Source organism: Bradyrhizobium sp. SZCCHNPS1003 (assembly GCF_032381555.1).
Classification (GTDB): Bacteria; Pseudomonadota; Alphaproteobacteria; order Rhizobiales; family Xanthobacteraceae; genus Bradyrhizobium.
On record NZ_JAUHIU010000013.1, the window covers coordinates 60,790 to 73,883 of the forward strand.

Annotated in this window: 14 protein-coding genes; 10 read left to right on the top strand and 4 right to left on the bottom strand. The window is 66.1% G+C overall.

Translation table 11 applies throughout. The features are described 5' to 3' along the window. Entirely contained in the window at nucleotides 1-1,269 is a 1,269-nt protein-coding gene (locus tag QX126_RS21770) for a serine hydrolase domain-containing protein (RefSeq protein WP_409999116.1), read from the bottom strand. Between the two features lie 211 nt (nucleotides 1,270-1,480). Between QX126_RS21770 and QX126_RS21775 the strand changes: the two genes are divergently transcribed. Both QX126_RS21775 and QX126_RS21780 read left to right on the top strand, forming a co-directional pair. Continuing rightward, the gene (locus tag QX126_RS21775; RefSeq protein WP_315734396.1) at nucleotides 1,481-1,684 is read left to right on the top strand and encodes a hypothetical protein; all 204 of its coding nucleotides are present in this window, start codon (nucleotides 1,481-1,483) and stop codon (nucleotides 1,682-1,684) included. 85 nt (nucleotides 1,685-1,769) lie between these two features. Beyond that, nucleotides 1,770-1,988, top strand: coding sequence for a hypothetical protein (locus QX126_RS21780; RefSeq protein WP_315783574.1), 219 nt, complete (start codon nucleotides 1,770-1,772; stop codon nucleotides 1,986-1,988). A gap of 133 nt (nucleotides 1,989-2,121) precedes the next feature. Here QX126_RS21780 and QX126_RS21785 read toward each other — a convergent pair whose 3' ends face one another. Genes QX126_RS21785 through QX126_RS21795 form a run of 3 tightly spaced genes read right to left on the bottom strand, consistent with a single transcriptional unit; the run spans nucleotide 2,122 to nucleotide 3,410 of the window. Next, entirely contained in the window at nucleotides 2,122-2,670 is a 549-nt protein-coding gene (locus QX126_RS21785) for a hypothetical protein (protein WP_315783576.1), read from the bottom strand. 9 nt (nucleotides 2,671-2,679) lie between these two features. Beyond that, nucleotides 2,680-3,063 (bottom strand): cell division protein ZapA, encoded by a 384-nt coding sequence (locus tag QX126_RS21790; RefSeq protein WP_315753275.1) that lies wholly within the window; start codon nucleotides 3,061-3,063, stop codon nucleotides 2,680-2,682. Further along, entirely contained in the window at nucleotides 3,060-3,410 is a 351-nt protein-coding gene (locus QX126_RS21795; RefSeq protein ID WP_315771745.1) for a DUF4164 domain-containing protein, read from the bottom strand. Before QX126_RS21795 ends, QX126_RS21790 begins: the two co-directional genes overlap by 4 nt. A gap of 267 nt (nucleotides 3,411-3,677) precedes the next feature. Here QX126_RS21795 and tkt point away from each other — a divergent pair, with 267 nt between their 5' ends. The 8 genes from tkt (at nucleotide 3,678) to QX126_RS21835 (ending at nucleotide 13,012) form a co-directional block, all read left to right on the top strand. Continuing rightward, nucleotides 3,678-5,663, top strand: a complete 1,986-nt coding sequence (gene tkt / locus QX126_RS21800; RefSeq protein ID WP_315783578.1) for a transketolase — start codon at nucleotides 3,678-3,680, stop codon at nucleotides 5,661-5,663. A gap of 213 nt (nucleotides 5,664-5,876) precedes the next feature. After that, nucleotides 5,877-6,884, top strand: coding sequence for a type I glyceraldehyde-3-phosphate dehydrogenase (gene gap / locus QX126_RS21805; RefSeq protein WP_315783580.1), 1,008 nt, complete (start codon nucleotides 5,877-5,879; stop codon nucleotides 6,882-6,884). A gap of 112 nt (nucleotides 6,885-6,996) precedes the next feature. Beyond that, a complete protein-coding gene (locus QX126_RS21810; RefSeq protein WP_315783581.1) occupies nucleotides 6,997-8,187 on the top strand; it encodes a phosphoglycerate kinase in 1,191 nt (396 codons plus the stop codon). Between the two features lie 46 nt (nucleotides 8,188-8,233). Next, nucleotides 8,234-8,491, top strand: coding sequence for a hypothetical protein (locus QX126_RS21815; RefSeq protein WP_315771739.1), 258 nt, complete (start codon nucleotides 8,234-8,236; stop codon nucleotides 8,489-8,491). 196 nt (nucleotides 8,492-8,687) lie between these two features. Further along, complete coding sequence (fba, locus tag QX126_RS21820) at nucleotides 8,688-9,755, top strand: class II fructose-bisphosphate aldolase (RefSeq protein ID WP_315771738.1); 1,068 nt, start codon at nucleotides 8,688-8,690, stop codon at nucleotides 9,753-9,755. Nucleotides 9,756-10,208: 453 nt separating this feature from the next. Continuing rightward, the gene (locus QX126_RS21825; RefSeq protein WP_315734421.1) at nucleotides 10,209-11,231 is read left to right on the top strand and encodes a class I fructose-bisphosphate aldolase; all 1,023 of its coding nucleotides are present in this window, start codon (nucleotides 10,209-10,211) and stop codon (nucleotides 11,229-11,231) included. After that, entirely contained in the window at nucleotides 11,231-11,908 is a 678-nt protein-coding gene (locus QX126_RS21830; protein ID WP_315771734.1) for a thiamine phosphate synthase, read from the top strand. The genes QX126_RS21825 and QX126_RS21830 overlap by 1 nt, the downstream gene beginning before the upstream one ends. 9 nt (nucleotides 11,909-11,917) lie before the next feature. Continuing rightward, nucleotides 11,918-13,012, top strand: coding sequence for a tetratricopeptide repeat protein (locus QX126_RS21835; RefSeq protein ID WP_315783582.1), 1,095 nt, complete (start codon nucleotides 11,918-11,920; stop codon nucleotides 13,010-13,012). The last annotated feature ends 82 nt before the right edge of the window (nucleotides 13,013-13,094 follow it).

Sequence of the window (13,094 nt, forward strand, 5' to 3'; positions counted from 1 at the left end):
CTATTTCACCATCGCGCCATAGACGATGTCCTGCACCTGCTCCCGATAATATTTGCGCAAGTCCCCAGGCGCCGCCGTGCCGACCACGACGACGAGACGCTCCCTGGGATCGCAGAAGAACTGCGTGCCATAGGCGCCGTTCCAGCTGAACTCGCCGGGATTGCCGGGCACCGCCGACAGGCCCTCGCTGACGCGCACGGCGACGCCGAGCCCGAAGCTGAATCCGGCGCGATGCGGCTCGACAGTGGCGACGGTGTTCTTGATCTCGGACCCGAGATGGTTGGAGGTCATGTGGTGCACCGTCTTCGGACTCAGGATCCGCACGCCATCGAGCTCACCGCCATTGAGCAGCATCTGGCCGAAGCGGACATAGTCGCCGATAGTGGCAAACGAGCAGGCGCCGCCGCAGTCCGACTTCGTCGGCGTGTCCAGGAGCTTGATCGCCTGCGGCTTGCCGGTCAGCGGATTGTTCGGAAACGGATGCGCCAGCCGCGGGCGTTGTGCGTCGGTCGGCGCGAAGGTCGCGTCCTGCATGCTGAGCGGCTTCCAGACATTGGTTGAAAGATATTCACCGAGCCGCTGCTCGCTGACCTTCTCGATCACGGCTCCGAGCACGTCGATGGAGAAGCCGTATTCGAACTGCGTGCCCGGCTGATGCGCCAGCGGCAGCTTGGTGATGCGCTCGATGAAGGCCTGGGTGTCGCCTTCGATCGCCGGCGCCGTGCCGTCGGGATAGAGCCGCGCCACCGCGCTCGAGCTGTCCGGCCGGCCGCCATACATCAGGCCCGAGGTGTGGCGGTAGAGATCATGGATCAGGATGGGGCGGGCCTGCGGCACCAGCAGCAGCGCGCCGTTCTCCTGGGTGACGCCGACCTTCATGTCGGCGAAGGCAGGATAGTAGTCGGCGAGCCTGGCCTGCAGCGGCAGCCGCCCCTGCTCCATCAGCATCAGCCCGCCGACCGCAGTCATCGGCTTGGTCATCGAGGCCAGGGCGAAGATCGCGTCGAGCGGCATCGGCGTGCCCTTGACCGGATCGAGCTGGCCGTACGCCTTGTAATGCACGAGCTTGCCGTCACGCGCGATCGCCACGACCGCGCCGGGCACGCGCTTGGCGGCGATCTCGCGGGCGAAGAAATCGTCCATGCGCGCGAGACCCGCCGGCGAGAAGCCGACCTCGTCGGGCTTGGCTTCCGGCAAGGGCGCCGCAGCGACCGGCGCAATGATCGTTGTGAGCGCGACGGCCGCCGCCGCGAGGATCAGCTTGTTCAAGTGCACCTCCCTGATGTGCGGACGATCCCGCTTGTCTCGCAGGATTCGACAAGTCCGCTTCAGGAAGCAGTAAGGCAGCCCGTAGCGAACGACAAGCGCTCGCAACACGATCGCATCGCGATGACGTGATCGGCTTCGCTGCCGCACAACGGCGTATCCGCGCGACCAATCGGAGGGGGACGGGTGAGACCGCTGACACGCGAGATCACGCATGCTGAGGACGATCGGACTCATCCTTCACACTCTCTGGGCCATTTGTACGCTTGGGACCGGTGCCTTCGTCGGCGCAGCCGTCGGCTTTCACTATCATGGCTGGATCGGCGCCATTGTCCTTGGCGTCGTCGGCCTCGGCATCGGCGGCTTGGCAGCGGCTTTCCCGCTGCAGACAATCGCGACGCTGTTGGAGGGTCTTTGAGCGAGGGCCAGCCTTCGTAGTAGGAAATGCCGATGGCATAGACGCGCGCCTCCGCGTGATAGCCCAACAGGACGTAGCTGACGCAATGCTGCGCATCGTCATTCTGGCACGCCGTCTGATCATTCTTGTATGTCTGCCGCTTGCCGGTTTCGAACCGGATGGTCAGCAGCTCGCCCTTGCGCGTGACCCGGCCGCGCAGCTCGCGCAGGCAGGCCGCTTCCCGGTCCCCTGCCCCGTTGTCGCCGATCCCGTTGCAGATGGAAGGAGCTGTGCCTGCGCCGGTCTGCGCGGCGACGCCGCCTGACAGCAATGGCGCCGCCATGCGTGAGCGCGGTGGGCACGGCGCGCGAGGCATCAGCGTATGACTCAGCAGCGTCACGGGCGCGCCTTTGCCCACCCTACGGCAGCTCGCGCGACGTCGTGGGCGTCGGCTCCTGTCACTCGCCGGCGTTCGACAGCCACCGCTTCAAGCGTCGCCATGGCGAGGCACGCCCTGAATGTCCGGGCACCTCGAAACGCAAGGGTGCTATGAACGCTGTCGCTACCCGACTGCCCTTGATGTCTTCTAGTCTAATTCCCGCGTTGAGAGCCTTGTTGAGGACAACGACTTCGGCGCTGTGTCGTGCAGCCAGAGCGAACTGCTTTCTCGTCTCCGGCGACGTGCGCAAAGTCTCAACGAACTCCTCGACGATCATCCAAATCGGATCATCTGCAAAGCGAAGAGGCCGGCCACGACTTCCATCGAGATTAGGACGGGTGTAGCGATCCGAGGGAACGGCGCCAACCTCACGCAAAAAAGCGCGGCCGCACGCCGATGGGATATAATCGACGAGCTTTTCAGTCAGAAAAGGAGCGCAGCCGAGATCCGACAAGGCTTCAAATAAGGACTTTTCGATATCGCAGTCCAATTGATCTTCATCGCGCGCGAGCCGTGCGAGCACCTGTGGCAGTAAAGTGCGAAGGTCGTCGTCACGCCCGGCGGACACGATACACGCTCACCCGATCGCCACGCCACCACCGATGGTGCGGTTCAGCACCTGCGTGGTGCGCTCGATACGTTCCGCGGCGGCGTTGAGGGCCTTGGCGACGGCGACCTGAGTCGCACGAGCGCGGTCGGCGGACTGGTTGCGCACGTTGCGCAGGCCTTCGAGCTCCTGCTCCAGCACCTGCACGCGCTGATTGGCGTCGATCAGCTCATCGCACACGGTGAGCGCGGCCATCACCGTGAGCCGGGCGTCGCCGATCTCGCCGAACTTGCCGCGCAGATTGGTGATGCGCGATTCGAGACTCTCGGCGAGCTTGAGCAGCCTGAGCTCCTGGCCTTCCTCGCAGGCCATGCGATATTGGCGGCCGTTGATGGTGACGTTGATGTGGCTCATTCCTCGTCCTCATCGTCTTCAGCGGCGTTCTGCCCGTCGCCGCCAGCGAGCACGGTGCGGATGGTGCCGATCGCGGTGTCCAGACGTTCGGCGATCTCGCGATTGGTGCGCTCGAGCCGGCGCGTTTTCATCAACGAGCCATCGAGCTCGTCGGCGAGACGCGAGCGGTCGGCGCCGAGCGCCTGGATGCGCGTTGCGAGCTCGTCCTCGTCACGATCCGCCTCGCGCCGCCGCTCGACCGCGCTCTCCAGCGCGTCGAGGGCCGTCATCAGTCGCCGCGTCGCCGCCTCGAGATCGGCGGCGCCGGGTTCCACCTGGCCGGTAAGATTGGCAGGGTGATCGTTCATGGCACGGATGCGAGGCCCTCGGAGCCAGCGGGATGCGACAAAAGCGCTGTCCGGCAAGCGGTTACGGGCAAAATCTTACGTGCTGGGCGAGCCAAGCGCAACGCTCGGCCGAAACTATGCACTACTAAGCAACTTTTGGGAGGTTCCCGGCGTTGCAGAACCTTTGATTCCCGGAACCGAGGTGCTAATCAGCCCGCAAAATCCCGGCCCGCCAGCAATACCGGCGGGCTCCTGTCATCAGCATTTCACGTTTGGACGGATTCCAGCATGACGCAGGTCGATCATTCCCGCATGGCCAACGCCATCCGCGGGCTCGCAATGGACGCCGTCGAGAAGGCCAAATCGGGCCATCCGGGCCTGCCGATGGGCGCGGCGGACGTCGCCACCGTGCTGTTCACCCGCGTGCTGAAATACGATGCCGCAGCGCCCGCCTGGCCGGACCGCGACCGCTTCGTGCTCTCCGCCGGCCACGGCTCGATGCTGCTCTATGCGCTGTTGTATCTCACCGGCAACGAGGAGATGACGCTCGACCAGATCAAGCGCTTTCGCCAAGTCGATTCGCTGACGCCGGGCCACCCGGAGAATTTCCGCACCAAGGGGATCGAGACTACCACCGGCCCGCTCGGCCAGGGCATCTCCACCGCGGTCGGCATGGCGCTGGCCGAGAAGATGCTGCAGGCCGAATACGGCAAGAAGATCGTCGACCACCACACCTATGTACTGGCGTCCGACGGCGACCTGATGGAGGGCATCTCCCAGGAAGCGATCGCGATGGCCGGGCACTGGAAGCTCAACAAGCTGATCGTGCTGTGGGACGACAACGGCATCTCGATCGACGGCCCGCTGTCGATTGCCGACTCGGTCGACCAGGTGAAGCGCTTCAAGGCGTGCGGCTGGGCCGCCGAGCTGATCGACGGCCATGATCCCGAGGCCATTGCGGCCGCGATCGCGCGGGCGCAGAAGTCGTCGAAGCCGTCGCTGATCGCCTGCAAGACCACGATCGGATACGGCGCGCCGACCAAGGCCGGGACCTCCAAGGTGCATGGCGAGGCGCTCGGGGCAGAGGAGCTGAAGGGCGCCAAGGAGAAGCTCGGCATTTCGCAGGAGCCGTTCTCGGTGCCCGACGACGTGCTCGCCGCCTGGCGCGAGGCCGGCCGCCGCGGCGCGGCTGCGCGCGGCGAATGGGAGACCCGGCTTGGCGAGATGGGCCCGCGCAAGCGCGCCGAGTTCGAGCGCCGGCTGCGCCACGAGCGGCCCGCCGCGCTGGCGAAGGCGCTGAAGGACCACAAGAAGGCGCTGCTGGAGACCCCGCTCAACGTCGCCACCCGCAAATCGTCGGAGGCCGCGATCGAGGTGATCGCAGCCGCAATGCCGTTCGAGTTCGTGGCCGGCTCGGCCGACCTCACCGGCTCCAACAACAACAAGGCGAAGTCGGCTGTCTCGTTCTCGGCCAAGACGCCGAAGGGGCGCTTCATCCATTACGGCATCCGTGAGCACGGCATGGCCGCCTGCATGAACGGCATCTTCCTGCATGGCGGCTTCGCGCCCAACGGCGCCACCTTCCTGGTGTTCTCGGACTATGCGCGTGGCGCTATCAGGCTGTCGGCGCTGATGGGCGCCGGCGTCGTCTACGTGCTGACGCATGATTCGATCGGCCTCGGCGAGGACGGCCCGACGCACCAGCCGGTCGAGCATCTGGCCGCGCTGCGCGCGATCCCCAACATGCGGGTGTTCCGGCCGTGCGATGCGGTCGAGACCGCCGAATGCTGGGAGCTGGCGCTGAACCGCACCAACGGTCCGACGGTGCTGGCGCTGACGCGGCAGAACCTGCCGCAGCTGCGCACCAACGCACCATCCGACAATCCGTGCAGCCGCGGCGGCTATGAGCTGGTCGCCGCCCAGGGCGAGGCCAAGGTATCGCTGTTCGCGACCGGCTCCGAGGTCGAGATCGCGGTGGCGGCGCAGAAGCAGCTCGCCGAGCGTGGCATCCCAGCCCGCGTCGTCTCGGTGCCGTCTCTGGAGCTGCTGCTGGAGCAGCCGGCCGAGACCAGGGCCAAGATCATCGGCAACGCGCCGGTCAAGATCGCCGTCGAAGCCGCGGTGCGCTGGGGCTGGGACGCGGTCATCGGCCAGGACGGCATCTTCATCGGCATGCATTCGTTCGGCGAAAGCGGCCCGGCCAAGGAGCTCTACAAGCATTTCGGCATCACCGCCGAGGCGGCTGTCGCGGCGGCCGTACAGCGGCTGGCGTAAAGGCCCGCTCGACCCCGCGCGGCGGTTCACCAAATCAGGAGCGCTGCACGAACGTGATTCGCGACGGTTGAGCGATCGCAAAAAAAGGACTACGAAAGGACCATATCGTCCGCTCCCGCCCGGCAGAACCGGGCGGCAACAGTTCCAAAACCCTCGTGGGGCCCGTGAGAAGGCTGCCGACGGGGATGAGAAACGTCATTGAAGGAGACGAAAATGGCAGTCCGGGTCGGGATCAACGGGTTTGGCCGCATCGGCCGCAACGTTCTGCGTGCCATCGCGGAATCGGGCCGCAAGGACATCGTGGTGGTCGGCATCAACGATCTCGGCCCGGTCGAGACCAATGCCCATTTGCTGCGCTTCGACAGCGTGCACGGCCGCTTCCCCCACACCGTGACCGTCGACGGTGACAGCATCGACATCGGCAACGGCAAGATCAAGGTGACGGCCGAGCGTGATCCGTCGAAGCTGCCCTGGAAGGATCTCGGCGTAGACATCGCGCTGGAATGCACCGGCATCTTCACCTCAAAGGACAAGGCCTCAGCGCACCTGACCGCCGGCGCCAAGCGCGTGCTGGTCTCCGCGCCGGCCGACGGCGCCGACGCCACCATCGTCTACGGCGTCAACCACACCGCGCTGACGAGGGAGCACCTGGTCGTCTCCAACGGCTCCTGCACCACCAACTGCCTGGCCCCGATCGCCAAGGTGCTGAACGACACGGTCGGCATCGAGACCGGCTTCATGACCACGATCCACGCCTACACCGGCGACCAGCCGACGCTGGACACCATGCACAAGGATCTCTATCGCGGCCGCGCGGCGGCGATGTCGATGATCCCGACCTCGACCGGTGCGGCCAAGGCGATCGGCCTGGTGCTGCCCGAGCTCAAGGGCAAGCTCGACGGCGTCGCGATCCGCGTGCCGACGCCCAACGTCTCCGTGGTCGACCTCAAGATCGTCGCCAAGCGCAACACCGATCCGAAGGAGATCAACGAGGCGATGAAGCGCGCCAGCGAGCAGGAGCTCAAGGGCATCCTCGGCTACACCACGGCGCCGAACGTCTCGATCGACTTCAACCACGATCCGCACTCCTCGACGTTCCACATGGACCAGACCAAGGTCATGAACGGCAACCTCGTGCGCGTGATGTCCTGGTACGACAACGAGTGGGGCTTCTCCAACCGCATGGCCGACACCGCCGTGGCGATGGGCAAGCTGCTCTAACAAAAATTGACTGTCATGGCCGGGCTTGTCCCGGCCATTCACGTTTTACGCCCGCAGAAGGACGACGTGGATGCCCGGCACAAGGCCGGGCATGACGCCTGGGAGGCATCTCATGAAACAATTCCGCACCCTCGACGACGTCGACGTCAAAGGCAAACGCGTGCTGCTGCGCGTCGACCTCAACGTGCCCATGGAGAATGGCCACGTCACCGATGCCACGCGCCTGGAGCGCGTCGCGCCGACCATCAATGAGATCGCGACCAAGGGCGGCAAGGTCATCCTGCTCGCGCATTTCGGCCGGCCGAAGGGGCGCGATGCCAAGGACTCGCTGAAGCCGGTCGCCACTGCGCTGTCGCAGGTGATCAAGCGCCCGGTCGCCTTTGCCGACGACTGCATCGGCGAGCCGGCCGCGACCGCGATCGCCGCGATGAAGGACGGCGACGTGCTGTGCCTGGAGAACACGCGCTTCCACAAAGAGGAAGAGAAGAACGATCCGGCCTTCGTCGCCGAGCTCGCCAAGCTCGGTGACATCTGGGTCAACGATGCCTTCTCTGCCGCGCACCGCGCCCACGCCTCGACCGAAGGCCTCGGCCACAAGCTGCCGGCCTATGCCGGCCGCACCATGCAGGCCGAGCTCGACGCGCTCGACAAGGCGCTGGGCCGGCCGGCCAAGCCGGTCATCGCGATCGTCGGCGGCGCCAAGGTCTCGACCAAGATCGACCTGTTGGAAAACCTCGTCACCAAGGTCGATGCGCTGGTGATCGGCGGCGGCATGGCCAACACCTTCCTGCATGCGCAGGGCGTGCAGATCGGCAAGTCCCTGGCTGAAAAGGATCTGGCGGCCACGGCTCTCAGGATCATGGAGAAGGCGGAAGCCGCCAACTGCGCCATCATCCTGCCGGTGGATGCCACCGTCTCCTATCACTTCGCGGCGAACTCGCCGTCCTTCGCCTATGGGCTCGACGCCATTCCGCCGGACAGCATGATCCTCGACGTCGGCCCGCAATCGACCGCGCGCATCCACGCCGCGATCGATGATGCCGCAACCCTGGTCTGGAACGGCCCGCTCGGCGCCTTCGAGCTGAACCCGTTCGACCGCGGCACGATGGTCGCCGCCAAGCACGCGGCCGAGCGCACCAAGGCCAAGAAGCTGGTCTCGGTGGCCGGCGGCGGCGATACCGTCGCGGCGCTCAACCAGGCCGGAGTTGCCTCGGACTTCACCTATGTCTCGACCGCCGGCGGCGCCTTCCTGGAGTGGATGGAAGGCAAGCCGCTGCCGGGCGTCGAGGTGCTGAAGGCCTGATCTGCCGGCCCTTGTCGGCCATGGATGTTTCTGTTATGTTCCATCCATGGTCGAGACTCCGACAGAAGCTGTCCATTCGATCCTGATCAAGATCCAGGAGAGCATTGCTGCGCTCCGGACAGAGGTCGGACAGTTCAGGCTGGATAATCGAACCGAGCACGAGCGCATGGAAGCCTTGATCCGCAAGCAGCGTCGGGACTCTGCCGGCATGCTGGTGATGATGCGCGCGGCCGCCAGTGACTTCGACGAGCGTGTCACCGAGGTCGAGGAGCGCATCGCTGCTCTTGAAGCCAGGAAGACCTGATCTCCCATCGTTGAGCTACCGGCAAGGCGCCAGCCCTACGCGCTAACCCTAGACATATCCTGATCGCCTCCTCCTCCGGGCTGCGTCGCCACTGCCCTTGGAATCCGCCCACCACCGCGTTATGCACGGTGCAGCAGTTTCGACGCGTGCGTCAGCCGCCGCACGGTCCAATCCTTAATCTCAGGGAGTTCCAGCCATGGCTCGTATCACGTTGCGTCAATTGCTCGACCACGCGGCGGAAAATGACTACGGCGTCCCGGCCTTCAACATCAACAACATGGAGCAGGCGCTGGCGATCATGGAGGCGGCCAATGCGGTCGACGCGCCCGTCATCATCCAGGCCTCGCGCGGCGCCCGCTCCTACGCCAACGACGTGATGCTCAAGCACATGATGGACGCGGTCACCGAGATCTATCCGCACATTCCGGTCTGCGTGCATCTCGACCATGGCAACGAGCCCGCGACCTGCATGACCGCGATCCAGGCCGGCTTCACCTCCGTCATGATGGACGGCTCGCTGAAGGCCGACGGCAAGACCCCCGGCGACTGGGACTACAATGTCGGGGTGACCAAGGCCGTCACCAACATGGCGCATCTCGGCGGCATCTCGGTCGAGGGCGAGCTCGGCGTGCTCGGCTCGCTCGAGACCGGCATGGGCGACAAGGAGGATGGCCACGGCGCCGAGGGCAAGCTGTCGCACGATCAGCTGCTGACCAATCCCGACGAGGCGGTGAAGTTCGTGCGTGAGACCAAGGTCGACGCGCTCGCGATCGCGATGGGCACCTCGCATGGCGCCTACAAGTTCACGCGCAAGCCGGACGGCGACATCCTCGCCATGAACGTGATCGAGGAGATCCACCGCAAGCTGCCGAACACGCATCTGGTGATGCACGGCTCATCGTCGGTGCCGCAGGACCTTCAGGAGATCATCAATTCCTTCGGCGGTAAGATGAAGCCGACCTGGGGCGTGCCGGTCAGCGAAATCCAGCGCGGCATCAAGAACGGCGTGCGCAAGATCAACATCGACACCGACAACCGCATGGCGATGACCGGCCAGATCCGCAAGGTGCTCTCGGAGCACCCGGAAGAGTTCGATCCGCGCAAGTACCTGAAGCCGGCGATGGAGGCGATGGCCAAGCTGTGCAAGCAGCGCCTGCAGGAGTTCAACACCGCCGGTCAGGCTTCCAAGATCAAGCGCGTGCTGACGACCGCCGAGATGGCCAAGCGCTACGCCAAGGGCGAGCTCGATCCGAAGGTGGCGTGAGCCGGCGTTTACAGCCCACTCAGCCCGCTGAGCTTGCTAGACCTCGGTGGTCACCGCGACGGCAGTGAGCTCCCCTCCCCCTTGCGGGGAGGGGTCGGGGTGGGGGTCTCCGAGTGATCCTATCAGTGATGGGCTCGATAGCACGTGTCGGCGATCTTGCAGTTATGAGTTATGAGCGACACAGCGAAGGCCTGACCGCGCGCACCCCCATAGCGATTGACGAGGGACGATTGTAGACGCAACTCACTGAATTCAGCGCGCGTGGACCCCCACCCCCAACCCCTCCCCGCAAGGGGGAGGGGAGTCGGCTGCCTTTGACGCGACAGGTCGTCTGATCAGCAATCTCTCCTTCACCTCTGCGAGAGCCTGCCTTGGCTGCGGCCAATGTTTGCTCGGCATCCGCCCGAGAACCGTCTATTTTGATGGGCAGGGCAGGTGCGTCTGGAGCCAAGCATGAATCTCTCCGCACTGAACAGCACGGCCCTTGCCATGGTCACGCCGGGCAAGGGCATCCTCGCCGCCGATGAATCGACCGGGACGATCAAGAAGCGCTTCGATGCCATCAAGGTGGAATCGACCGAACAGAACCGCCGCGACTATCGCGAGATGCTGTTTCGCAGCGCAGGCATGTCGTTCATCTCCGGCGTCATCCTCTATGACGAAACCATCCGCCAGAACGCCGCCGACGGCACCCCGCTGGTGAAGCTGATCGAGGCGGCCGGCGGCATTCCGGGCATCAAGGTCGATGAGGGAACGCAGCCGCTGCCCGGCTGCCCCGGCGAGCGGGTCACGGTCGGCCTCGACAGGCTTGCGGATCGGCTGGCGACGTACTACGCGCTGGGTGCGCGCTTCGCCAAATGGCGGGCCGTGATCGATATCGACAAGGACAATATCCCTTCGATGACAGCGATCCATGTCAACGCGCATGCGCTCGGCCGCTATGCCGCCCTGTGCCAGGCCGCGAACATCGTGCCGATCGTCGAACCGGAGGTGCTGATGGACGGCGATCATGACATCGGTCGCTGCTTCGACGTCACGCGCCGCGTCCTGAACGAGGTGTTTCGTGAATTGCGCATCCAGCGCGTCGCGTTGGAGGGCATGATCCTGAAGCCCAACATGGCGGTCCCCGGCAAGCAGTCGCCGGACCAGGCCGGGGTGCAGGAGGTCGCCGAAAGGACCGTCCAACTGCTGAAGGAATGCGTGCCCGCGGCGGTGCCCGGCATCGCCTTCCTGTCCGGCGGACAATCGGACGAGAGTGCCACCGCGCATCTCGACGCGATGAACCGGCTCGGGCCGCTGCCCTGGAGGCTGACCTTCTCCTATGGCCGCGCGCTGCAGGCGGCGCCGCAACAGGCATGGGCCGGCAAGGCGGCGAACGTCCCCGCCGGCCAGCGGGCCTTCACCCACCGCGCTCGCATGAATGCGCTTGCAAGCCGCGGCCAGTGGACCGCAGCGCTCGAGAAAGAGGCCGCATAGTGTCCGGCAAGACGACTTCCGCGCGGCCCGCACCGCGCCTCTATCTGGCAACGCCGGTCGTGACCGATGCGGCGGCGCTGGCCGCCGGCCTGCCGGCGATCCTCGCCAACGCCGATGTCGCGGCGGTGCTGGTGCGGCTGAAGGAGAGCGATCCGCGCAGCATGATCACGGCGGTCAAGACGCTGGCGCCGGCGATCCAGGGCGCCGGTGCGGCGCTGCTGATCGACGGACATCCCGACATCGTCGCCCGCGCCGGCGCCGATGGCGCGCATCTGACCGGCGTCGCTGCGCTGGAGGAGGCGCTGCCGGGGCTGAAGCCGGATCGCATCGCCGGCGGCGGCGGCCTGTCGACACGCCATGATTCGATGCGTGCCGGCGAACTCGGCGCCGACTATGTGCTGTTCGGCGAGCGCGATGCGCAGGGACGGCGGCCCTCGCCGGATGCCGTCAACGAGCGCCTCGCCTGGTGGGCGGAGCTGTTCGAGCCGCCCTGCGTCGGCTATGCGATCTCGCTCAAGGAAGCCACCGACTTCGTCGCGGCCGGAGCCGATTTCGTGCTGGTCGACGACCTCGTCTGGAACGACGCCCGCGGTCCCGCCGCGGCGCTTGCAGAGATCGGCACCGCGATCAGGAGCGCATATGCGGCCGCGCCGGCCGACGCGCCGGGACAGAGCTGAACGGGGCCGATGACGATCCTGCGCCTGACATGTGTTGTTGCTGCGCTCGCCATGGCGATGACGGGCGCGGCCGCGCAGATCTCGTTGACGCCGCCGGCTCTGCAGCCGCAGACGGAAAAGCCCAAGCCGATCGAACGGCCGGCGGAGAAGGCGGCTGAGAAGCCCAGGCCGCCGGCACCGCCCGCGGCAAAGAAGCCGGCCCCTTCCCCCTCCGGCAAGCCGGCGGCTCCTGCACCGGCCACGACGCCGCAGCCCGCCGCCAATGATCCCAATGTCGACCTGGTCTACGGCGCCTATCAGCGCGGCCAGTACAAGACCGCCTTCGACCTGGCGTCGCCGCGCGCCCAGGCCGGCGATCCCAAGGCCATGGCGATGCTCGGCCAGCTCTACGAAAACGCCATGGGCATCCGCCGCGACTACGACAAGGCGGCGATCTGGTACAAGCGCGCCGCCGAGGCCGGCGACCGCGAGGCGATGTTCGCGCTGGCGATGATGCGGCTGGCGGGGCGCGGCGGCCCGATCGACAAGCCGGACGCGGTGAAGCTGCTCGCTTCCGCCGCCAAGCTCGGTGAGCCCAAGGCCGCCTACAATCTCGCTTTGCTCTATCTCGACGGCCAGACCCTGCCCCAGGACCTCAAGCGCTCGGCCGAACTGCTGCGCATGGCGGCCGACGCCGGCAGTCCCGAGGCGCAATATGCGCTGGCGACGTTCTACAAATCGGGCACCGGCGTCCCGCAGGACCCGGAGAAGGCCGCCCGCCTGCTGCAGGCCGCCGCGATCGCCGACAATGTCGACGCCGAGGTCGAATACGCCATCGCGCTGTTCAACGGCACCGGCGTGCCGAAGGACCAGCCCGCGGCCATCGCGCTGCTGCGCCGGGCCGCGCGGCAGAACAGCCCGCTCGCCCAGAACCGGCTGGCATGGGTGCTGCTGTATGGAATCGCCACCCAGATGGACAAGGTCGAGGCCTACAAATGGCACCTGGTGGCCAAGACGGCCGGCAAGGGCGATCCCAAGCTCGACGAGAAATTCGCCGACATGCCCCCTGAGGACCGTGCCAAGGGCGAGCAAGCCGCCAAGCGCTGGCTGGGCACCATCAAGTGATCGGCCGCTGATCCGGCCTTGACGCGGCGGCCCCGGCAGGGCACCCACAGCCAGCCATTTCACCCGCCTTCGTCCGCTTCCG

Excerpts from the sequence above, each read along its gene's own strand:
- QX126_RS21775 (WP_315734396.1), top strand. The coding sequence starts at position 1,481 with ATGCTGAGGACGATCGGACTCATCCTTCACACTCTCTGGGCCATTTGT.
- QX126_RS21780 (WP_315783574.1), top strand. The coding sequence starts at position 1,770 with ATGCTGCGCATCGTCATTCTGGCACGCCGTCTGATCATTCTTGTATGT.
- QX126_RS21790 (WP_315753275.1), bottom strand. The coding sequence starts at position 3,063 with ATGAGCCACATCAACGTCACCATCAACGGCCGCCAATATCGCATGGCC.
- QX126_RS21795 (WP_315771745.1), bottom strand. The coding sequence starts at position 3,410 with ATGAACGATCACCCTGCCAATCTTACCGGCCAGGTGGAACCCGGCGCC.
- tkt (WP_315783578.1), top strand. The coding sequence starts at position 3,678 with ATGACGCAGGTCGATCATTCCCGCATGGCCAACGCCATCCGCGGGCTC.
- gap (WP_315783580.1), top strand. The coding sequence starts at position 5,877 with ATGGCAGTCCGGGTCGGGATCAACGGGTTTGGCCGCATCGGCCGCAAC.
- QX126_RS21810 (WP_315783581.1), top strand. The coding sequence starts at position 6,997 with ATGAAACAATTCCGCACCCTCGACGACGTCGACGTCAAAGGCAAACGC.
- QX126_RS21815 (WP_315771739.1), top strand. The coding sequence starts at position 8,234 with ATGGTCGAGACTCCGACAGAAGCTGTCCATTCGATCCTGATCAAGATC.
- fba (WP_315771738.1), top strand. The coding sequence starts at position 8,688 with ATGGCTCGTATCACGTTGCGTCAATTGCTCGACCACGCGGCGGAAAAT.
- QX126_RS21825 (WP_315734421.1), top strand. The coding sequence starts at position 10,209 with ATGAATCTCTCCGCACTGAACAGCACGGCCCTTGCCATGGTCACGCCG.
- QX126_RS21835 (WP_315783582.1), top strand. The coding sequence starts at position 11,918 with ATGACGATCCTGCGCCTGACATGTGTTGTTGCTGCGCTCGCCATGGCG.